The 20,009-nt window shown below is 64.8% G+C and carries 16 protein-coding genes; 12 read left to right on the top strand and 4 right to left on the bottom strand.

Annotated features, from left to right (window positions below; translation table 11 throughout):
- Window positions 1–11: 11 nt before the first annotated feature.
- Both BcanWU425_RS27735 and BcanWU425_RS27730 read right to left on the bottom strand, forming a co-directional pair.
- Window positions 12–1,262 (bottom strand): Zn-dependent hydrolase, encoded by a 1,251-nt coding sequence (locus BcanWU425_RS27735; protein ID WP_018456994.1) that lies wholly within the window; start codon window positions 1,260–1,262, stop codon window positions 12–14.
- A gap of 32 nt (window positions 1,263–1,294) precedes the next feature.
- Entirely contained in the window at window positions 1,295–2,212 is a 918-nt protein-coding gene (locus BcanWU425_RS27730; RefSeq protein WP_018456993.1) for a LysR family transcriptional regulator, read from the bottom strand.
- Between the two features lie 118 nt (window positions 2,213–2,330).
- On the opposite strand from BcanWU425_RS27730, the gene BcanWU425_RS27725 reads away from it, so the two are divergent.
- The 6 genes from BcanWU425_RS27725 to BcanWU425_RS27700 all read left to right on the top strand — a co-directional run bounded on the left by BcanWU425_RS27725 (window position 2,331) and on the right by BcanWU425_RS27700 (window position 7,905).
- Window positions 2,331–3,146 (top strand): putative hydro-lyase, encoded by an 816-nt coding sequence (locus tag BcanWU425_RS27725; protein WP_085352173.1) that lies wholly within the window; start codon window positions 2,331–2,333, stop codon window positions 3,144–3,146.
- Between the two features lie 89 nt (window positions 3,147–3,235).
- Window positions 3,236–4,480, top strand: a complete 1,245-nt coding sequence (locus BcanWU425_RS27720; RefSeq protein ID WP_018456991.1) for an ABC transporter substrate-binding protein — start codon at window positions 3,236–3,238, stop codon at window positions 4,478–4,480.
- A 192-nt stretch (window positions 4,481–4,672) separates the two neighbouring features.
- The gene (locus BcanWU425_RS27715) at window positions 4,673–5,506 is read left to right on the top strand and encodes a branched-chain amino acid ABC transporter permease (protein ID WP_018456990.1); all 834 of its coding nucleotides are present in this window, start codon (window positions 4,673–4,675) and stop codon (window positions 5,504–5,506) included.
- On the top strand, window positions 5,506–6,489 hold the full coding sequence (locus tag BcanWU425_RS27710) for a branched-chain amino acid ABC transporter permease (protein WP_018456989.1): 984 nt from the start codon (window positions 5,506–5,508) through the stop codon (window positions 6,487–6,489). Before BcanWU425_RS27715 ends, BcanWU425_RS27710 begins: the two co-directional genes overlap by 1 nt.
- Window positions 6,486–7,217, top strand: coding sequence for an ABC transporter ATP-binding protein (locus BcanWU425_RS27705; RefSeq protein ID WP_018456988.1), 732 nt, complete (start codon window positions 6,486–6,488; stop codon window positions 7,215–7,217). The genes BcanWU425_RS27710 and BcanWU425_RS27705 overlap by 4 nt, the downstream gene beginning before the upstream one ends.
- Window positions 7,201–7,905 carry an ABC transporter ATP-binding protein gene (locus BcanWU425_RS27700; RefSeq protein ID WP_018456987.1) on the top strand — a complete coding sequence of 235 codons (705 nt, stop codon included), beginning with the start codon at window positions 7,201–7,203 and terminating at the stop codon, window positions 7,903–7,905. The genes BcanWU425_RS27705 and BcanWU425_RS27700 overlap by 17 nt, the downstream gene beginning before the upstream one ends.
- Window positions 7,906–8,087: 182 nt before the next feature.
- Here the strand turns inward: BcanWU425_RS27700 and otnC are convergent, their stop codons facing one another.
- A complete protein-coding gene (gene otnC / locus BcanWU425_RS27695) occupies window positions 8,088–8,753 on the bottom strand; it encodes a 3-oxo-tetronate 4-phosphate decarboxylase (RefSeq protein WP_204510630.1) in 666 nt (221 codons plus the stop codon).
- 103 nt (window positions 8,754–8,856) lie between these two features.
- On the opposite strand from otnC, the gene ltnD reads away from it, so the two are divergent.
- The 6 genes from ltnD to BcanWU425_RS27665 all read left to right on the top strand — a co-directional run bounded on the left by ltnD (window position 8,857) and on the right by BcanWU425_RS27665 (window position 18,334).
- Window positions 8,857–9,774 (top strand): L-threonate dehydrogenase, encoded by a 918-nt coding sequence (gene ltnD, locus BcanWU425_RS27690; protein WP_085362313.1) that lies wholly within the window; start codon window positions 8,857–8,859, stop codon window positions 9,772–9,774.
- A gap of 17 nt (window positions 9,775–9,791) precedes the next feature.
- Window positions 9,792–10,574 carry a 2-oxo-tetronate isomerase gene (otnI, locus tag BcanWU425_RS27685; protein WP_018456984.1) on the top strand — a complete coding sequence of 261 codons (783 nt, stop codon included), beginning with the start codon at window positions 9,792–9,794 and terminating at the stop codon, window positions 10,572–10,574.
- Window positions 10,571–11,860 (top strand): 3-oxo-tetronate kinase, encoded by a 1,290-nt coding sequence (gene otnK / locus BcanWU425_RS27680; RefSeq protein WP_204510631.1) that lies wholly within the window; start codon window positions 10,571–10,573, stop codon window positions 11,858–11,860. The genes otnI and otnK overlap by 4 nt, the downstream gene beginning before the upstream one ends.
- A gap of 166 nt (window positions 11,861–12,026) precedes the next feature.
- Window positions 12,027–13,718 carry a methyl-accepting chemotaxis protein gene (locus BcanWU425_RS27675; protein WP_204510632.1) on the top strand — a complete coding sequence of 564 codons (1,692 nt, stop codon included), beginning with the start codon at window positions 12,027–12,029 and terminating at the stop codon, window positions 13,716–13,718.
- A 247-nt stretch (window positions 13,719–13,965) separates the two neighbouring features.
- Window positions 13,966–17,145 carry an efflux RND transporter permease subunit gene (locus BcanWU425_RS27670; protein WP_204510633.1) on the top strand — a complete coding sequence of 1,060 codons (3,180 nt, stop codon included), beginning with the start codon at window positions 13,966–13,968 and terminating at the stop codon, window positions 17,143–17,145.
- Window positions 17,132–18,334 (top strand): efflux RND transporter periplasmic adaptor subunit, encoded by a 1,203-nt coding sequence (locus tag BcanWU425_RS27665; RefSeq protein ID WP_204510634.1) that lies wholly within the window; start codon window positions 17,132–17,134, stop codon window positions 18,332–18,334. Before BcanWU425_RS27670 ends, BcanWU425_RS27665 begins: the two co-directional genes overlap by 14 nt.
- A gap of 108 nt (window positions 18,335–18,442) precedes the next feature.
- Here the strand turns inward: BcanWU425_RS27665 and BcanWU425_RS27660 are convergent, their stop codons facing one another.
- On the bottom strand, window positions 18,443–19,960 hold the full coding sequence (locus tag BcanWU425_RS27660; protein ID WP_204510635.1) for an acetyl-CoA acetyltransferase: 1,518 nt from the start codon (window positions 19,958–19,960) through the stop codon (window positions 18,443–18,445).
- Window positions 19,961–20,009 lie beyond the last annotated feature (49 nt).

Raw genomic sequence — 20,009 nt, 5'->3', positions numbered from 1 at the left:
GTTCTCTCCGGTCAGGATGCGACGCCGGCGATCGCCAGCACCGTGTGCATGAGGACGTTGGTGCCCGCGGCGCAATCGGGCTGCGTGGCGTCTTCCAGCTCGTTGTGGCTGATGCCGTCCTTGCAGGGCACGAACACCATTGCGGCCGGCATGATTGTGTTGAGATTGCAGGCGTCGTGGCCGGCGCCGGAGGTGATGCGGCGAGAGGAGTAGCCGAGCGTCTTCGCCGCGTTCTCGACTGCGGCAATCAATTTGGGATCGAAATGCGTCGGCGGCTTGCGCCAGACCAGGTCGATCTTCACCTCGACCTTGCGGCGTGCGGCGATCTCGGCAATCGCGCTGCGCAGATCGCGATCGAGCGCATCCATGATCGCGCCATCCGCACTGCGGCAATCCATCGTGAAGGCGATCTCGCCGGGAATGACGTTGCGCGAGGGGTTTGCGATCACGGCCTCGCCGATGGTACCGACGGCCTTCGGCCCGTACTTCCTCGCAATGGCCTCCATCGCCAGCACGATCTCGGACAGCGTCGCCAACGCGTCGCGCCGCAGCGGCATCGGCGTCGATCCGGCATGGCTCTCGAAGCCGGAAATCTTGCCGTCGTACCAAAGCACGCCCTGGCCGGAATCGACCACGCCGATGGTCTTGCCTTCGGCCTCCAGGATCGGGCCCTGCTCGATGTGCAATTCGACGAAGGAACCGAGCTTCTGGAACCCGACCGGCTTGTCGCCGCGATAACCGATGCCATCGAGCGCCTGGCCGACGGTGGTGCCATCAGCGTCCTTGCGCGACAAGATGTCATCGGTGGTGAAGTCGCCGACATAGGCAGCGGAGGCCATCATCGCGGGAGCGAAGCGCGAACCCTCTTCGTTGGTCCAGTTGACGACGCAGATCGGCGCCTCGGTTTCGATCCCGGCGTCGTTCAGCGTGCGGATCACTTCGAGCGCACCGAGCGTTCCCAGAATGCCGTCATACTTGCCGCCGGTCGGTTGCGTGTCGAGATGCGAGCCGATGCCGACGGGCGGCTTCGACATGTCGCGTCCCTTGCGCAGCCCGAACTGCGAGCCGAGCGCATCGGTGTGCACCTCCAAGCCGGCGTCCTCGCAGGCCTTGCGGAACCAGTCGCGTACCAGCTTGTCCTCCGCGCTCAGCGTCAGCCGCCGCACGCCGCCCTTGGCCGTCGCGCCGAACTGCGCGGTCTCGTGGATGGAGCCCCAGAGGCGGGCGGAATCGATTTGCAAATTGGTGGCGGCTCGGCTCATGCGGTCAGTCTCTCAATTGTCCGGCGCCTGTTTCAATGACGCGCCGGCGCGGGCGCGTCAACTGCGAGGCTGCTCTGCGCAATCTGACATGCAAGCTCTGCGACCCGCTCCACCGCCACGACATCGGGCGAGGCGAGCCAGCTCGCGGTGAATGTCAGCGGCGCGATTTTGAGATCGGTGTCGAGCAGTTGCAACCGCCCGTCTGCGAGCTCGTTCTCGACGATGGCGTCGGGGATCACGGCGATGCCGAGGCCCTCGACCGCCATGTGGATGACGGTCGCAAGCGAGGCGGAGGCGTGCAGCCGGATCGGAGGCAGCTCCGGCCGGTCGAACACTTCGCGCACGACCTCGTAGGGACGCGTCTTCCGCGGGAAGGTAATGATCGGAAACCGCGCGAGCTCAGCCCGCGTCACCGGTCCATCGCCGAGGCCGAGCGAGGGGCTGGCGAGAAAACCGATCGGATAGTCGGCGAGGACGCGATTGTGCACCCCGGAGGCCGAGAGCGGACCGACGACGAAGGCAAGCTCGATCTCCTGCGCAAGCAGGCGCGCGGTCAGGTTCGGCGTGATGTCGACCTCGATCTCCAGCGACAGGTTTGGGTAGACCTCGTTCATGCTCTTCACCAGCCGCGGCAGCCAAGTGTGCACGATGGTTTCGGCGACGCCGAGTCGCATCACGCCGCGCATCGCCGAGCGGTCGCCGATCTCGGCGATCATCGCGGCGCGCAGGCCGATCAGCTTCTCCGCATAGACCATCATCTGTCGGCCGCTCGGTGTCGGCGAGGCCACGCGGTGGTCGCGATTTAGGAGCTTCACCCCCATCTCGCGCTCGAGCTGGGCGATGCGCTGGGAGATCGCCGGCTGAGTCGTGTTGAGGCGTGCTGCGGCGCCGCGAAAGCTGCCGAGCTTCACAACCCAAAGGAACGTCTCGATCGATCTGAAGTCCAGCATTGGAAGGATTCCCGTCCGATAAATGAAATTTATCGATATTGATTAGAAAGGAAGATTAGACTTTATAGCACGCGTGGTGTTGGCTTGTCTTTGTCGAGTTTATAGGCAGGTCGATCCCATGACTGTTTTGGTGGCAGTGCAGCAAACTGAAACGCCCGACACGCTCCCGAGCCGCAAGGCGCGGCTTGCCTACCGCGAGGGGCTGGTCGCCTCCACCGCCGGCGTTGCCCCCGGCTTCGTCCAGGGCAATCTGGCAATCTTGCCGGCGGAATATGCCGGGGCGTTCCATCGCTTCTGCCAGCTCAATCCCAAGCCGTGCCCGATCATCGGCATGTCCGATGTGGGCAGTCCGCACATCCCGGCGCTGGGCGCCGATCTCGACATTCGCACCGACGTGCCGCGCTATCGCGTCTGGCGCGACGGCGAAGTCGTGGACGAGCCGACCGATGTCACCAAATACTGGCGCGACGATCTCGTGACCTTCGTGCTCGGCTGCTCGTTCTCGTTCGAAGAGGCGCTGCTCGACGAGGGCATGCCGATCCGCCACATCGAGCACAATGTGCGCGTGCCGATGTATCGCACCAACATCGCTTGCGGCGAGTCCGGTCCCTTCGCCGGTCCCATGGTGGTGTCGATGCGTCCGTTCAAGCCGGCGGATGCGATCCGTGCGGTGCAGATCACCTCGCGCTATCCGGCCGTGCACGGCGCGCCCGTGCATCTCGGCCATCCGCACCTGATCGGCATCAAGGACATCGCCAAGCCCGATTACGGCGATCCGGTGCCGGTCGCCGACGACGAGATCCCGGTGTTCTGGGCCTGCGGCGTGACACCGCAATCGGTCATCAACGCTGCCAAGCTGCCGTTTGCGATCACGCATTCGCCCGGCCTGATGCTGGTGACGGATCTCAAGAACAGGACCATGGCCGTGATTTAGTGGGCAGCGTTTGCTGCTTCTTCGAGCTTTACCGCATCCATCAATCGCTTCATTCGATCGGCTGAAATTCAGTAACAGGGGACTTTGCCATGACGATCACTCGCCGCGACGTATTGTTGGGAGCCACCGCTACGGCCGCGCTAGTGCCGCTGGCAGCGCGCGCACAGACTTCGGAAGTCGTGATCGGCGTGATCTATCCGTTCTCCGGCGGCAGCGCACAGCAGGGCGTCGACGCGCAGAAGGCCTATGAAACCGCGCTCGAGGTCATCAACAAGGACACCGATTTCGACCTGCCACTGGCGAAGGGCGAGGGCCTGCCGGGTCTCGGCGGCGCAAAGGTCCGCCTCGTTTTCGCCGACCACCAGGCCGATCCGCAGAAGGGCCGCGCCGAGGCCGAGCGCCTGATCACGCAGGAGAAGGTCTCCGCCATCATCGGCACCTATCAGAGCGCGGTCGCCGTCACCGTCAGCCAGATCTGCGAGCGCTACCAGATCCCGTTCGTCTCGGCCGACAACTCCTCGCCCAGCCTGCATCGCCGTGGCCTGAAATATTACTTCCGCGCCGCGCCGCATGACGAGATGTACTCGGCCGCCATGTTCGACTTCTTCGATGCCTTGAAGAAGAAGGGCACCAAGATCGAGACGCTATCGCTGTTCCACGAGGACACCATCTTCGGCACCGATTCCGGCAACGCCCAGGCCAAGATCGCCGGCGAGCGCGGCTACAAGATCGTCTCCGACATCAAGTATCGCGCCAACTCGCCCTCGCTCTCGGCCGAGGTGCAGCAGCTCAAGAGCGCCAACGCCGACGTGCTGATGCCCTCGAGCTACACCACTGATGGCATCTTGCTGGTGAAGACCATGGGCGAGCTTGGTTACAAGCCGAACGCGATCGTGGCGCAGGACGCCGGTTTCTCCGAGAAGGCGCTCTACGACGCTGTCGGCGACAAGCTGGAAGGCGTGATCTCGCGCGGCACCTTCTCGCTCGACCTCGCGCAGAAGCGTCCGATGGTTGGCAAGATCAACGAGATGTTCAAGACGCGGTCGGGCAAGGATTTCAACGACCTCACCTCGCGTCAGTTCATGGGCCTGATCATCCTCGCCGACGCCATCAGCCGCGCCAAGTCGACTGACGGCGAGAAGATCCGCGACGCGCTGGCCGCCACCGACATCCCGGGCGAGCAGACCATCATGCCCTGGAAGCGCGTCAAGTTCGACGAGATGGGCCAGAACAACGACGCCGACCCGGTGCTGCTGCAATATGTCGGCGGCAAGTTCGTCACCATCTTCCCGCCGCAGGCCGCGATTGCCGAGGCGATCTGGCCGATGAAGTGAGCGCTGCGGGAGCACAGATCGTAGCTCCCGCCCTCATCCTGAGGAGCGGGCGCAACCCGCGTCTCGAAGGACGAGGGCTGGGCCATCCTTCGAGACGCGCGCGGTGCGCGCTCCTCAGGATGAGGACGTAGTTCGGGGGACAGACTTTTGACAGCCCAAACCATTATCCAAAGTCTCGCGAGCGGCCTCCTCATGGGCCTGCTCTACGGACTGATCGCCGTCGGCCTCGCGCTGATCTTCGGCCTGATGGACGTCGTGAACTTCGCTCACGGGGAGTTCCTGATGATCGCGATGTATGTGAGCTTCTTCCTGTTCACGTTCTTCGCCATCGACCCCTTGCTGTCGGCGCCGCTCGTGGCCGCCGCGCTGTTCGTATTCGGAGCGGTCGTCTATCTGTTGATCGTGCGCTTCGCCATGCGGGCCAAGGCCAACGCGGGCATGGTGCAGATCTTCTCCACCTTTGGCCTCGCCATCGTGATGCGCGGCCTCGCGCAGTTCTTCTTCACGCCTGACTATCGCAGCGTTCCGCAGTCCTGGCTCGGCGGCAAGACGATCTCGATCGCCGGCGTCTTCCTGCCGGAGCCGCAGCTCATGGGTGCGCTGGTTTCGATCCTGGCCTTTGCTGGCCTCTACTTCTTCATCCATCGCACCGATTTCGGTCGCGCGCTGGAGGCCACCCGTGAAGATCCCGGCGCGGTGGCCCTCGTCGGCATCGACAAGAACCGCGTGTTCGCGCTCGGCTGGGGGCTTGGTGCCGCGCTGGTCGGCCTCGCCGGAGCGATCATGGCAAGCTTCTTCTATATCTATCCCGACGTCGGCGCGTCCTTTGCGCTGATCGCCTACGTCACGGTCGCGCTCGGCGGCTTCGGCAGCGTGTTCGGCGCGTTCGCCGGCGGGATCATCGTGGGCCTCGTCGAGGCCACCACCGCGCTGGTGCTGCCGCCGTCGCTGAAATCGGTCGGCATCTACGCCGTCTACCTGCTGGTCGTCTTCATCCGGCCGCGTGGCCTGTTCGGATCGATGTGATGGACAAGGATTTTGCCGCGCGGCGCCGCCGCGACCTCATCATCGCCGCGGTGCTGACCGCCCTGGCGGCGCTCGCTCCGCTGTTCATCAAGGACGTCTACGTCCAGAACATCCTGATCCTGACCTTGATGTATGCGGCGCTGTCGCAGAGCTGGAACATTCTCTCTGGCTATTGCGGGCAGATCTCGCTGGGACATGCGCTCTATTTCGGCATCGGCGCCTACACCACCGAACTCCTGTTCACCAAGTTCGGCGTGCTGCCATGGTTCGGTATGCTCGCCGGCGGCGCGGTCGCGGCCGCGATTGCGATGGGGCTCGGCTATCCCTTCTTTCGGTTGCGCGGCCATTACTTCGTGATCGCGACCATCGTTATCGCCGAGATCGGGCTGCTGTTGTTCCAGAATTGGGAATGGGCGGGGGCTGCGATGGGAATCACCATTCCGGTGCGCGGCGACAGCTGGCTGAAGTTCCAGTTCATGCGCAGCAAGCTGCCTTACTTTTATTTCGCGCTGGTGCTGTGCAGCCTCGCCTGGTTCGTCACCTGGTGGCTGGAGGACTCCAAATGGGGCTTCTGGTGGCGCGCGGTAAAGGACAATGCGGAAGCGGCCGAGAGCCTCGGTGTCGTCGTGTTCAACTCCAAGATGGGCGCGGCCGCCGTCTCCGCTTTCCTCGTCGCCATCGGCGGCGCCTTCTATGCCCAGTTTCTCGCCTATATCGATCCTGAAAGCGTGATGGGCTTCCAGTTCTCGCTGCTGATGGCGTTGCCCGCCGTGCTTGGCGGCATCGGCACCCTGTGGGGACCCGTGTTAGGGGCGGCCATCCTGATCCCGATGACGGAGCTGACGCGCTCCTATATCGGCGGCTCCGGCCGCGGCGTCGACCTCATTGTCTACGGCACGCTGATCGTGCTGATTTCGCTCGCCCTGCCGCAGGGTCTGGTGAGCCTGTTCTCTCGTGCGAAGCGGAAGGGAGCCACGCGATGACCCCGCTGCTTGAAACCCGCGGCGTCTGGCAGCGTTTCGGCGGCCTCGTCGCCAACAGCGACGTCTCGATCTCTGTGGGTCGCGGCGAGATCGTCGGCCTGATCGGCCCGAATGGTGCCGGCAAGTCGACGCTGTTCAATCTCATCGCCGGCGTGCTGCCGCCGACGCAAGGCTCGATCTGGTTCGACGGCGAGGATGTCACCAGCATGCCGGCCGCCGAGCGCTGCCAGCGCGGCATCGGGCGCACCTTCCAGGTCGTCAAGAGCTTCGAGACCATGACGGTGATCGACAACGTCATCGTCGGTGCGCTGGTGCGCAACACCGTGATGCGCGAGGCACGCCGCAAGGCGCATGAGGTGCTCGAATTCACCGGCCTTGCTGCGCGCGCCAACGTGCTCGCGAGCGACCTCGTGCCGGCCGAAAAGCGCCGCCTCGAAGTCGCGCGCGCGCTTGCGACTGAACCAAAGCTGCTGCTGCTCGACGAAGTCCTCACTGGTCTTACGCCGACCGAGGCGCAGACCGGTGTCGCGCTGGTGCGCAAGGTGCGTGACGCCGGCATCACCGTGCTGATGGTCGAGCACGTCATGGAGATCGTGATGCCGCTGGTCGATCGTGCCATCGTGCTCGACCTCGGCAAGGTGCTGGTCGAGGGCAAGCCCACTGAAATCGTCCGCGATCCCAAGGTGATCAGCGCATATCTGGGAGATCGTCATGCTGTCGGTGCGTGAAGTCACGACCGCCTATCAGGGCCTGGTCGCGATCTTCGCGGTCAGCATCGAAGTCGCCAAGGGCGAGATCGTCTGCGTCGCCGGCGCCAACGGCGCGGGCAAGTCGACGCTGCTGAAATCCATCGCCGGCGCCGAGCGCCCGCGCTCGGGCACGGTGACGTTCGACGGCAAGCGCCTCGACGGCATGGCGCAGCACCACATCACGGCGACCGGCATCGCCTATGTGCCGGAGAACCGACGCTTGTTTCCGCGCCTCTCCGTGCGCGACAATCTGCGCCTCGGCAGCTATCTCTACCGCGGCGAGGCCGACCGCGAGAGCCCGCTCGATCTCGTGTTCCAGCTATTTCCGCGCCTCTCCGAACGCCTCGAGCAGCGCGCCGAGACGCTAAGCGGCGGCGAGCAGCAGATGCTCGCGATCGGCCGTGCGCTGATGACGCGCCCGCGGCTGTTGATGCTGGACGAGCCCTCGCAGGGCATCATGCCGAAGCTGGTCGACGAGATCTTCCAGGCCGTCAAGCGCATCCGCGACGCCGGCATGACCGTGCTGATCGTGGAGCAACGCATGGCGGAGTGCCTGGAGATCGCCGACCGCGCCTACATCCTGCAAACCGGCCGCGTGCTGATGCAGGGCGCCGCAAGCGAGATCAAGGGCAATCCCGACGTGCGCAAGGCGTATCTGGGGCTGTAGCCGCGAAGCGTTGGGCACGTCGCGCAACACACTCGGCGTCATCGCCCGCGAAGGCGGGCGATCCAGTATTCCAGAAGCCGCTGTGATTGAGCCGAGAAGCCGCGGCGTCTGGATTCCCCGCCTTCGCGGGGAATGACAGCGGTGAGTAGGGCGGTGTTAGTTCGCCCACGGCTGCACGAGGCTCAATGCCCATGCTCCGGCAGCGATACCCCAAACACCTTCACCAGATCATTCACCTGCGCCGGCGACAGGTAGCGCGGGTTCATCCCGCGCAGCAGCAGGTACAGCCTCGCCGTCTCCTCCAACTCCTCGGTCGCGAACACCGCTGCTTCCAGCGTGTCGCCAGCGACGACCGGGCCGTGATTGGCGAGCAGCACGGATGAGTATTTTCCCGCCAGCCCTTTGATCGCATCGGCGACCGCGGGATCGCCGGGGCGATAATAGGGGACGAGCGCGGTGGCGCCGCATTTCATCAGATAATAGGCCGTCATCGGCGGCAGCGCGGCGCGCGGGTCGATCTCCGGGAGCATCGACAGCGCGACCGAATGGGTGGAATGCAGGTGCACGATCGCCCTTGCGCTCCCGCGCGTGGCGTAGAGTGCATTGTGCAGCGGAACTTCCTTGGTCGGCGCATCGCCCGAAACCAGTCGGCCCTGATCGTCCAGCCGCGACAGTTTTGCGGGATCGAGGAAGCCGAGCGAGGCATTGGTGGGCGTCACCAGCCAGCCGCCGTCCAGCCTGACGCTGATATTGCCGGAGGAGCCGGGCGTCAGCCCACGCTCGAACAGGGACCGTCCGAAGCGGCAAATGTCTTCGCGCAGCAATGTCTCGTTGCTCATGCCCGTCATGTCCGTTTGTCCCACGCTTTGGCAGCGCGGCCAAGCCGTGTTATTCGGTTGCCAAGCTGCCGCAAAGGGTGGCCCTCCGGGAAACGTCGCAAGGATCAGTTGCATGTCTGCCTCCACGTCACAGAATCAGCGCATCGCCGTCATCGGGCTCGGCTCGATGGGGTTTGGCATGGCGACCTCGCTGAAGCGCGCCGGTCATGTCGTCACCGGCTGCGACGTCTCGGCTGATGCGGTGGCGCGTTTCGTGACGGAGGGCGGCGCGGGCGCCAAGACGCCGGCCGAAGCTGCCAAGGGCGCCGACATCGTCGTCAGCGTCGTCGTCAATGCGGCGCAGACCGAGACCATCCTGTTCGGCAAGGATGGCGTCGCGGAAACCATGGCCAAGGACAGCGTCTTTCTGTCGTCGGCGACCATGGATCCCGACGTGGCGCGGCGTCTCGCCAAGCAGTTGGAGGCGACCGGCCGGCACTATCTGGATGCGCCGATCTCCGGCGGGGCGCAGCGCGCAGCGCAGGGCGAGCTGACGATTCTCGCTTCCGGCAGCCCAGCTGCGTTCGAGAAAGCAAGGCCCGCGCTCGATGCCATGGCCGCAAAGCTCTACGAACTTGGCGATGCCGCAGGCCAGGGCGCCGCCTTCAAGATGATCAACCAGTTGCTCGCCGGCGTGCATATCGCCGCCGCCAGCGAGGCGATCGCATTCGCGGCCAAGCAGGGTCTCGACATCCGCAAGGTTTATGAGGTGATCACGGCGTCCGCCGGAAACTCCTGGATGTTCGAGAACCGCATGCCGCACGTGCTCGACGGCGATTACACCCCGCGCAGCGCGGTCGAGATCTTCGTCAAGGACCTCGGCATCATCCAGGACATGGCACGCAATGCCAGATTTCCGGTTCCGGTCTCCGCCGCAGCACTTCAGATGTTCTTGATGACGGCAGCCTCCGGCATGGGCCGCGACGATGATGCGTCGGTGGCGCGGATGTATGCGCGGGTCACCGGCGTGAAACTGCCCGGCGACAAGTAAAGGATAAGAGGATTCCGATGCCCCGTTTTGCCGCCAATCTCTCGATGATGTTCACCGAGGTGCCGTTCCTCGACCGCTTCGACGCCGCTGCCGCAGCCGGCTTCACCGCAGTCGAGTTTCTCTTTCCCTATGAGCATTCGGCCGAGGCGGTCGGCGAGCGGCTCAAGCGCAACGGCTTGACTCAGGCGCTGTTCAACCTGCCGCCGGGCGACTGGAATGCCGGCGAGAAGGGCTTTGCGGCACTCCCGTCGCGATTCCCCGAGCTCAAGGCGAGCCTGGAGACCGCGCTGCCCTACGCCAAGGCGACCGGCGTCAAGCGGCTGCATTTGATGGCGGGCATCGCCAACCGCGGCGAGCGGGTTGCTATCGAGGCGTTCTACAAATCGGTGGCGTGGGCCGCCGAGTTCTTTGCGCCGCACGGCATCGACATCGTGCTCGAGCCGATCAATGCACGCAACGTGCCCGGCTATTTCCTCAACGATTTCGGCTTCGCGCGCGACCTGATCCAGGAGCTGCGGCTTCCGAACCTGAAACTCCAGTTCGACATCTATCACTGCCAGATCATCCATGGCGACGTTACGATGCGGCTGCGTGAGATGATGCCGGTCATCGGCCACATCCAGATCGCCAGCATCCCCTCGCGCAACGAGCCTGATGGCGAGGAGCTGAACTATCCGTTCCTGTTCGACGAACTCGACCGGCTCGGTTATGCCGGTTTCGTCGGCTGCGAATATAATCCGCGCGGCAAGACCACCGACGGCCTTGCCTGGTTCAAGCCTTATGCGGGAGTGAAGCCGTGACAGTTGCAGCGAAAATATCCCTTGGCTGCATTGCCGACGACTACACCGGCGCCTCCGACCTCGCCAACACGCTGACGCGCGCCGGCCTGCGCACGGTGCAGACTATCGGCGTGCCCGCGGACGATCTCGCGCTGCTCGAGGTCGACGCCGTCGTGGTGTCCTTGAAGAGCCGTTCGATCGAAGCCGGTCTTGCCGTATCGCGCTCGCGCGCGGCGGACAAATGGCTGCGCAGCCGTGGCGCCGGCCACGTGCTGTTCAAAATCTGCTCGACCTTCGATTCCACCGATGCCGGCAATATCGGCCCGGTGATGGACGCGCTGCGCGCCGATTGCGGCGAGACGGCCGTGCTGGTGACGCCGGCCTTTCCGGAGACCGGCCGCACCGTCTACCAGGGCAATCTGTTCGTCGGCGCCGTGCCGCTGAACGAGAGCCCGCTGAAGGACCATCCGCTCAACCCGATGCACGATTCCAACCTGGTCCGCGTGCTGGCGCGCCAGAGCAAGGCGCAAATCGGCCTGGTCGACCTCGCCATCGTCACGCGCGGCGCGGATGCCGTGCGGGCGCGGCTGGCCGAACTCGCGGGCAAGGGCATTGGCGCGGCGATCATCGACGCCGTGTTCGATCGCGACCTCGAGACCATCGGCCTCGTCGCTGCCCAGCATCGGCTGTCGGTTGGCGCGTCCGGCATGGGTCTTGGGCTGGCACGAGCGCTGGTGTCGACAGGGAAGGTCAAATCGACAGCGGCGAGCAGCGAGGCGGGGGCGGCGGTCGGCGGACCGGCGGCGTGCCTGGCCGGAAGCTGCTCGCAGGCGACGCTTCAGCAGATCGCCAATGCCGAGCGCGTCATGCCGGTGCTGCATCTCGATCCGGACCGTATTACTACGGGCGAGGACGAGGCGCAGCGCGCGCTGGCCTGGGCGAAACCGCGACTGGCCGACGGTCCGGTCCTGATCGCATCGAGCTCGACGCCCGATCAGGTCGCCGCGGTCCAGGCGCGCCACGGCCGCGACGCGGCCGGCCACGCCATCGAGCAGGCGATGGCCGACATCGCCGAGGGTCTGGTGCAGGCCGGCGTCAAGCGCCTGGTCGTTGCCGGCGGGGAAACATCCGGTGCCGTGGTCGACCGGCTGAAGATTCCCGGATTTCTCGTGGGAGTAGAGATCGCAGTCGGCGTCCCGGTGCTGCGCGCGGTCGGTGTCGAAAAAGGCGACATGCTGCTCGCCTTGAAGTCCGGAAACTTTGGCGGCCCGGAGTTTTTCTCCGACGCGCTTGGGCTCATGCGCTGAGCGCAGGGCATTTTTAGCGCCCTGTTCATTTGTTTCGGGCTTCGTACTCGTACGGAGTCGTCGTTAACATCTGCTCAGGTGCTCTCGTGTTGGATGTCGGTTCTGCTCCCTTAGGTTGATTCGTAAAAGTTCCGGACGCCGCCGCGCCAACGCAAAGAGACCGATTATGCTCGCCACCATTTCCATTCGTGCCAAGATCATCAGTGTCGTGGCGTTCCTGCTGGTCGCGATGGCCGGCATGGGCCTGCTCGCCGTCATGAAGATGCGGTCGATGAATGCCAACACCGTCGACATCACCACGAGCTGGATGCCCAGCGTGCGCGTGCTCGGCGACCTGCGTGCCGGCGTGATCACTTACCGCAACGTCATTCGAGAGCACATGCTGTCGGAAACGCTGGACGAGAAGCTCGCGATGGAAAAGACGCTCGCGACCGTGATCGAGGCCAATGCCAAATTCCGCAAGGCCTACGAGCCGATGATCACCTCTCCGGAGGAGCGGAAGCTCTACAACGATTGGGCCACGCTCTGGGAGGACTACAAGAAGGGCACCGAAGTTGTCATGGCGCTCTCGCGCAAGGAGGCCGGCAAGGTTCCGCATGAGGCCCAGGAGCTGAACACCAAGACGGTCAACAAGATCGGCCTTGAGGCCGACGCGATCCTGACCAAGGACATCGAGCTCAACACCAAGGGCGGAGACCAGGCCGCGCAGGATGCCGCCGACAGCTACTATTATGCCTTCATGCTGGTCGCGATCATTCTCGGCGCCGCCGTCCTTGTCGGCTCCGGCGTTGGCTTCTACCTGGTCCAGGACGTCTCGAACGGCATCAATTCGATCATCGAGCCGATGCAGGCGCTGGACAAGGGCGAGCTTTCCGCCGAAGTCCCTCATCGCGGTGAGAAGACGGAGATCGGCGCCATGGCCGACGTGCTCCAGATCTTCAAGGAAGCGCTGATCGCCAAGAAGGCTGCGGACGAGGCTGCCGCTGCCGATGCAGAAGCCAAGATCGAGCGCGGCCGCCGCGTCGACAACATCACTCGCGAATTCGAGACGATGATTGGCGAGATCGTCCAGACCGTGTCGTCGGCCTCGACCCAGTTGGAGGCCTCGGCCTCGACGCTGACCTCGACCGCCGACCGCTCGCAGCGGCTGGCGACCACCGTTGCCGGAGCGTCGGAGGAAGCCTCGACCAACGTGCAGTCGGTGGCCTCGGCGACCGAGGAGATGGCCTCGTCCGTCGGCGAGATCAGCCGTCAGGTGCAGGAATCTGCGCGGATGGCGGGCGATGCCGTCGGCCAGGCCCGCGCCACCACCGAACGCGTCAGCGAACTCTCGAAGGCAGCCTCACGCATCGGCGACGTCGTCGAGCTCATCAACACCATCGCCGGCCAGACCAACCTTCTGGCGCTGAACGCGACCATCGAAGCCGCACGTGCCGGCGAAGCCGGCCGCGGCTTTGCGGTCGTCGCCTCCGAGGTGAAGGCGCTCGCCGAGCAGACCGCGAAGGCGACCGGTGAGATCGGCCAGCAGATCTCCGGCATCCAGGCGGCGACCAACGACTCGGTCGGCGCCATCAAGGAGATCTCGTCGACCATCGAGCGTCTGTCGGAGATCTCGTCGGCCATCGCGGCGGCCGTGGAAGAGCAGGGCGCTGCGACCCAGGAGATCGCCCGCAACGTCCAGCAGGCGGCGCAGGGCACCCAGCAGGTCTCCTCCAACATCACCGACGTGCAGCGCGGCGCAACCGAGACCGGCACGGCCTCCTCGCAGGTGCTGTCGGCGGCACAGATGCTCTCCAACGACTCCGGCCGGCTCAAGACCGAGGTCAGCAAGTTCCTGACCAACGTTCGCGCGGCTTAGGCCGGGCAGGCACGGAGTTGCTGAAAGCGGCGTCCTCGGGCGCCGCTTTTTTTTATGGATGGACCGCGGCATCTGTCATCTTTCGGGGCGCGAGGTGCATATCTGGAATGCTATTTCGCAGTGCGATAGCAGGGAATTGACCGCTCGTGACGCAGTGCCGTTGGCCATTTGGGCGGTCTTCAGGTAAATCAACCGAGAAACCCGCGGGGGCGGTGTTTCCTGTCCCTGATCTGGAATTGCCCAACGAATGATTGCTCTGGTCCGTATTGCCCTGAGCCGGCCCTACACATTTGTCGTGCTCGCGCTCCTGCTCCTGATCATCGGACCGCTGGCGGCGCTGCGGACGCCGACCGACATCTTCCCGGACATCCGCATCCCTGTGATCGGCGTGGTCTGGCAATACACCGGCCTGCCGCCCGATCAGATGTCGGGCCGCATCACCACGCCGTTCCAGCGCGCGCTGACGACAACGGTCAACGACATCGAGCACATCACCGCCAATTCCTATAATGGCTTTGGCATCATCAAGATCTTCTTCCAGCCGAACGTCGACATCCGCACCGCCAACGCGCAGGTCACCGCGATCTCGCAGACGCTGATCAAGCAGATGCCGCCGGGCGCGACGCCGCCTCTGATCCTGAACTACTCCGCCTCCACCGTGCCGATCGTCCAGGTGGCGCTGTCGGGTGACGGGCTGACCGAGCAGAACCTCGCCGATATCGGCATCAACCAGCTCCGTACGCCGCTGGTCACCGTGCCTGGCGCCGCGATCCCGTACCCATTCGGCGGCAAGCAGCGCCAGGTCCAGATCGATCTCGACCCGACCGCGCTCCAGGCCCGCGGCCTGTCCGGCCAGGACGTCGCCAACGCGCTCGCGGCCCAGAACCTGATCACGCCGGTCGGCACCCAGAAGATCGGGCAGTTCGAATACATCATCCAGCTCAACAACTCGCCGCTGAAGATCGAGGAGCTCGGCAATCTGCCGATCAAGACCGTCAACGGCGCGATGGTCTATGTGCGCGACGTCGCGACCGTCAGGGACGGCAACCCGCCGCAGACCAACATCGTCCATGTCGACGGCAACCGCTCGGTGCTGATGATGGTGCTGAAGGCGGGCGCGACCTCGACGCTCGACATCATCGCGGGCATCAAGCAGAAGGTGATCGACGTCAAGGACCAGCTGCCGGACGCGCTCAAGATCGGCTTCATCGGCGATCAGTCGGTGTTCGTCCGCGGCGCCATCGAAGGCGTCGCGTTCGAGGGCGTGATCGCGGCGCTGCTCACCAGCGTCATGATCCTGCTGTTCCTCGGCAGCTGGCGCTCGACTGTGATCATTGCGGTCTCGATCCCGCTCTCGGTGCTCGGCGCCATCATTATGCTGTCGGCGATCGGGGAGACGCTGAACATCATGACGCTCGGCGGCCTGGCGCTCGCGGTCGGCATCCTCGTCGACGATGCCACGGTCACGATCGAGAACATCAACTACCATCTGGAGCAGGGCAAGCCGGTCGAGCAGTCGATCCTCGACGGCGCCAACCAGATCGTGACGCCGGCCTTCGTCTCGCTGCTCTGCATCTGCATCGTGTTCGTGCCAATGTTCTTCCTCACCGGCGTGGCGCGCTTCCTGTTCGTGCCGATGGCGGAAGCGGTAATGTTCGCGATGATCTGGTCGTTCCTGCTGTCGCGCACGCTGGTGCCGACCATGGCGAACTATTTATTGCAGGCGCATGTCCATCACGAGAACGGTCCGCCGAAGTCGCGCAATCCACTGGTCTGGTTCCAGCGCGGTTTCGAGGCTCGCTTCGAGCGCATTCGCGGCGGCTACCACAATTTCCTCGGGCTCGCGCTCGCGCACCGTCCGGTGTTCGTGATCGGCTTCCTCTGCGTGGTCGGCGCGTCCTTCGCGCTGGTCCCGTTCCTCGGACGCAACTTCTTCCCCGCGGTCGATGCCGGCAACATCCTGATGCACGTCCGCACCCAGGTCGGCACCCGCGTCGAGGAGACAGCGAACCAGCTCGCCGACGTGCAGAAGGCGATCCGCAAGCTGATCCCGGGTGAGATCGAAACGCTGACCGACAACATCGGCATGCCGATCTCCGGCATCAACATGACCTACAACAACACCGGCGTGATCGGCCCGCAGGATGGCGACATCCAGATCAAGCTGAAGGAAGGCCACAAGCCGACCGAAGAGCATGTGCGCGTGCTGCGTGAGCAATTGCCGCGGCTGTTCCCCGGCGTCAGCTTTGCCTTCCTGCCGGCCGACATCGTCAGCCAGATCCTGAACTTCGGCGCGCCGGCGCCGATCGACCTGCAGATCCGCGGCGCCAATATCAGCGCCAACTTCGTTTATGCCAACAATCTGCTGGCCAAGGTTCGCAGGATTCCCGGCGTCGCCGATGCGCGCATCCAGCAGTCACCGAACAATCCGACCTTCAATATCGATGTCGACCGCACCCGCGCGCAGTATGTCGGGCTGACCGAGCGTGACGTCACCAACAGTCTCGTGGTCAACCTTGCCGGCTCCTCGCAGGTGGCGCCGACCTACTACCTCAATCCGGACAACGGCGTATCCTATTCGATCGTGATGCAGACGCCGCAATACCAGATGGATTCGCTCAGCGCGCTTCAGACGTTGCCGATCACGGCGGCCGGCAATTCGCAGTCGCCGATCCTCGGCGGCATCGCCGATATCAAGCGATCGACTTCGAGCGCGGTGGTCTCGCAATACGACATCCAGTCGATGGTGCAGATCTTCGCCACGACCTCGGGCCGCGATCTCGGTGCGGTCGCGACCGACATCCGCCAGGTGATCGCCGACACCGCCAAGGAGGTGCCGAAAGGCTCTTCCGTGGTGCTGCTCGGCCAGGTGCAGACCATGAACAGCGCCTTCACCGGCTTGTTGTTCGGCCTGCTCGGCGCGGTCGTCCTGATCTATTTCCTGATCGTCGTGAACTTCCAGTCCTGGTCCGATCCCTTCGTGATCATCACGGCGTTGCCCGCAGCACTCGCCGGCATCGTCTGGATGCTGTTCGCCACCGAGACGACGCTGTCGGTGCCGGCGCTGACCGGCGCGATCATGTGCATGGGCGTTGCCACCGCCAACAGCGTGCTCGTGATCTCGTTCGCCCGCGAGCGCTACGAAGAGCTCGGCGATCCCATCGCCGCGGCGCTCGAAGCCGGCTTCGTCCGGTTCCGCCCGGTGCTGATGACCGCGCTCGCCATGATCATCGGCATGGCGCCCATGGCGCTGGGGCTCGGCGAGGGCGGCGAGCAGAATGCGCCGCTCGGCCGTGCCGTGATCGGCGGCCTGATCTTTGCAACCTTCGCCACGCTGATGTTCGTTCCCGTGGTGTTCAGTATGGTACACAAGAAGCAAGGCGCCAAAGGCGCCGCCTCCCTGGAGCCCCCGCATGTCGCCCACTGAACCCCGCTCCCCGGTGTCGCACCGGAAACTGGGCATTTTCGGCGTGGTGGCGCTAATCGCGGCCGGCTTGGTCGTGGGCACCGGCATCCGCGCCCGCGAGGAGCAGGGCTCCAAATTGAAGGCATGGACCGATGACCAGGCTGTTCCCAGCGTCGCGGTGACGCTGCCTAATGCCAAGGCTCTCAATGCGACCATCGACTTGCCGGGCCGTCTCGAAGCCTATTATCGCGCGCCGATCTTTGCCCGTGTTCCCGGCTATCTCAAAAGCTGGAGCGCTGACATCGGTGCGCGGGTGAAGGCCGGTCAGGTGATCGCCGAGATCGAGGCGCCCGACCTCGACCAGCAACTGCTTCAGGCCCGCGCCGACCTCGCCAGCCAGCAGTCCAGCGCCAGGCTGTCGGAAGCCACCCTCAACCGCCGCAAGACGCTGGTCGCCTCCAACTTCGTCTCCGCGCAGGAGATCGACGAGCGTACCGCCGATCTCTCCAACAAGAACGCGGCGGTTCGCTCGGGCCAGGCCAACGTCGAGCGCCTCGAAGCGCTGGCCGGTTACAAGAAGATCACCGCTCCGTTTGACGGTGTGGTCACGGCGCGCGACACCGACGTCGGTGCGCTGATCAATTCAGGCGGCGGCTCGGGCCCGGCAATGTTCGTGGTCTCCGACATCACCAAGCTGCGCGTCTACATCAACGTGCCCCAGAACTACGTGCCCGCGATCAAGATCGGCGCCAAGGCCGCCATCGTGCTGCCGGAGTATCCGAACCGGACCTTCCAGGCGGCGGTGGAGGCCTCCTCGCAGGCGGTTGACGTCGCCTCCGGCACGACGCGCATGCAGCTCGGTCTCGACAATTCCTCAGGCGAGCTGATGCCCGGCGGCTATGCTAGCGTGAAGCTCAGCCTGCAGCGCGACGCCGCGCCGCTCAGCATTCCCGCCAGTGCGCTGATCTTCAACGGCAGCGGCCTGCGCGTCGCAACCGTCGGTCCGGACGACAAGGTCCTGTTCAAGCCCGTGACCATCGCCCGCGATCTTGGCAAGGAGATCGAGCTCGCCTCGGGAATTGCAGCGGATGACCGCGTCATCACGGCACCACCGGACGGCCTCTCCGACGGCGACCAGGTCCGCGTGACCGGCGCCGGCGCCAAGGGCAAGCCCGCGACGGCGTCGGAGAAGCAGGCGCCGAAGGGGTAGCCTCGGTTTCGTAGGGTGGGCAAAGCGAAGTGTGCCCACCATCTCTCTGCGATCCTAAAAAAGATTGGTGGGCACGGCGCAAGAGCGCCTTTGCCCACCCTACGAGAGCTACGCCACCCTCCATTCCGGCACGCCATCTACCGTCATCGTGATCTCGCCGAGCGAACCCACCGGCGTGCGATCCATGTCGAGCAGATGCGCCAGCGTTGCCGCATCGCTCGCGGGAATCCGCGCCAGCGTGCGCCTATCGTTTTCCGTCCGCAGCATCACCACGCCATGCTCGACCTCGCCGCCGCGGCCGTAGAGCACCGTAAAGCTCTCCACCTTGCCCTTGCCTGAGACATCCGTGACGAACTCCGGCACCGCGCGCTTGTTGCTGTCCGCCGCCGCCTGCACGCTCGTCTCCTGTGCCAATGCTTCACGCGGCGGCGCCTTCGACACCACCAGCGCATGATGCTTGGTGACGAAGCCGCCCTGGCCGTAGAGCAGGCCGAGCTTTGCGCCGTCGCGCACGCGCCGGACCATCGCGCAGGCCGCGTGCGTCATGTAGGTGTTGAGCGGCGCGCCGAAGAAGGTGAGGCCGCCAGTCACGGTCGGCTGCACGTCCGCGCCTAGGCCCAGCGTCCGCCGCGCCATCTTGGGCACGCACGGGAAACAGCTATAGAGCTCGATCGCGTCGAACTTCCTGCCGTCGCCGCCGGCGAGATCCATCACGGCCTTCAAAACGGCGTTCTGCGGATGGCTCTCGTAAAACTGGTCGCGCAAGAGATAGTCGCGCGGCTCCTCGGCCGAGGCGCCGCCGAGCGGATAGACCAGTCTGTCATCGGCGATGCCGGCCGCACGCGCTTTGGCGAGGCTGGTCAGCAGCAGCGCACCGCCCATGTTGACGCTCGGGTTGGCAACCATGAGCTTGTTGTAGGGCCAGGCGATCAGGCGGTTGTCCGCCGTCGGTGTCGTGATCTCCTCCGGCGCATAGCGCCGCTTCAGCCAGGCATTTGGGTTTTGCGCGGCAGCTTCCGAATAGCGCGACCACAGCACGCCTGACTCTGCCATAGCCTCGCGCGGCGTCTGTCCCCAATGGGCGGACGATGCCGCTTCGTAGAACGGATAGACGGTGACGGGGCGGAACACGCCGAGCTTCACGGCCAGCGGCTTCTGGAACGCCGCGCCGCGCTTCGGCTCCTCGACGTCGTGGGCGAACGGGGTCCATGGCAGCTTTGCCCCGGCGCGCTCCGCCTTGGTCGCCGTCGACTGTGCCTCCGCGCCGCAAACCGCAGCGACGCTGCATTCGCAGCGCGCAATGCGCTTTGCTGCCTCGTGGATGTAGCGGATCGGGCTCTCGCCGCCGACCGGGCCGTAATAGCAATGCGAAGGCGTGATGCCGAGCCGTTGCGCCAGCAGCTTCTCCGGATCGCGATAGCGCCAGCTCAGGAAGTTGACGATATCGAGCGATTGCACCTCGTCGAGCAGCTTTGCGCCGGCATCTGCTTCCGCGCGCCGCAGCGCCTGTTCGAGCAGGTCGAGCGGCTCGAGGCCATCGGTGACCTCCTTGGGACGGTCGACGATCTCGCCGACGCCGACGATGACGGGGATGCGGTCTTCGGGGGTATGCTTCTTATCTGTCATGCTTCAATTCACGATGTCAGTTTTTTGTCATTGCGCGCGTAGCGAAGCA

This window comes from Bradyrhizobium sp. WU425 (assembly GCF_021052305.1).
GTDB lineage: Bacteria > Pseudomonadota > Alphaproteobacteria > Rhizobiales > Xanthobacteraceae > Bradyrhizobium > Bradyrhizobium canariense_D.
Note: the sequence above shows the minus strand (reverse complement) of the source record. Positions and strands in the feature narration are given on the sequence as shown.

Coding starts and splice junctions, on each gene's coding strand:
- BcanWU425_RS27735 (WP_018456994.1), bottom strand. CDS start 1,262: ATGAGCCGAGCCGCCACCAATTTGCAAATCGATTCCGCCCGCCTCTGG.
- BcanWU425_RS27730 (WP_018456993.1), bottom strand. CDS start 2,212: ATGCTGGACTTCAGATCGATCGAGACGTTCCTTTGGGTTGTGAAGCTC.
- BcanWU425_RS27725 (WP_085352173.1), top strand. CDS start 2,331: ATGACTGTTTTGGTGGCAGTGCAGCAAACTGAAACGCCCGACACGCTC.
- BcanWU425_RS27720 (WP_018456991.1), top strand. CDS start 3,236: ATGACGATCACTCGCCGCGACGTATTGTTGGGAGCCACCGCTACGGCC.
- BcanWU425_RS27715 (WP_018456990.1), top strand. CDS start 4,673: ATGGGCCTGCTCTACGGACTGATCGCCGTCGGCCTCGCGCTGATCTTC.
- BcanWU425_RS27710 (WP_018456989.1), top strand. CDS start 5,506: ATGGACAAGGATTTTGCCGCGCGGCGCCGCCGCGACCTCATCATCGCC.
- BcanWU425_RS27705 (WP_018456988.1), top strand. CDS start 6,486: ATGACCCCGCTGCTTGAAACCCGCGGCGTCTGGCAGCGTTTCGGCGGC.
- BcanWU425_RS27700 (WP_018456987.1), top strand. CDS start 7,201: ATGCTGTCGGTGCGTGAAGTCACGACCGCCTATCAGGGCCTGGTCGCG.
- otnC (WP_204510630.1), bottom strand. CDS start 8,753: ATGACGGGCATGAGCAACGAGACATTGCTGCGCGAAGACATTTGCCGC.
- ltnD (WP_085362313.1), top strand. CDS start 8,857: ATGTCTGCCTCCACGTCACAGAATCAGCGCATCGCCGTCATCGGGCTC.
- otnI (WP_018456984.1), top strand. CDS start 9,792: ATGCCCCGTTTTGCCGCCAATCTCTCGATGATGTTCACCGAGGTGCCG.
- BcanWU425_RS27675 (WP_204510632.1), top strand. CDS start 12,027: ATGCTCGCCACCATTTCCATTCGTGCCAAGATCATCAGTGTCGTGGCG.
- BcanWU425_RS27670 (WP_204510633.1), top strand. CDS start 13,966: ATGATTGCTCTGGTCCGTATTGCCCTGAGCCGGCCCTACACATTTGTC.
- BcanWU425_RS27665 (WP_204510634.1), top strand. CDS start 17,132: ATGTCGCCCACTGAACCCCGCTCCCCGGTGTCGCACCGGAAACTGGGC.
- BcanWU425_RS27660 (WP_204510635.1), bottom strand. CDS start 19,960: ATGACAGATAAGAAGCATACCCCCGAAGACCGCATCCCCGTCATCGTC.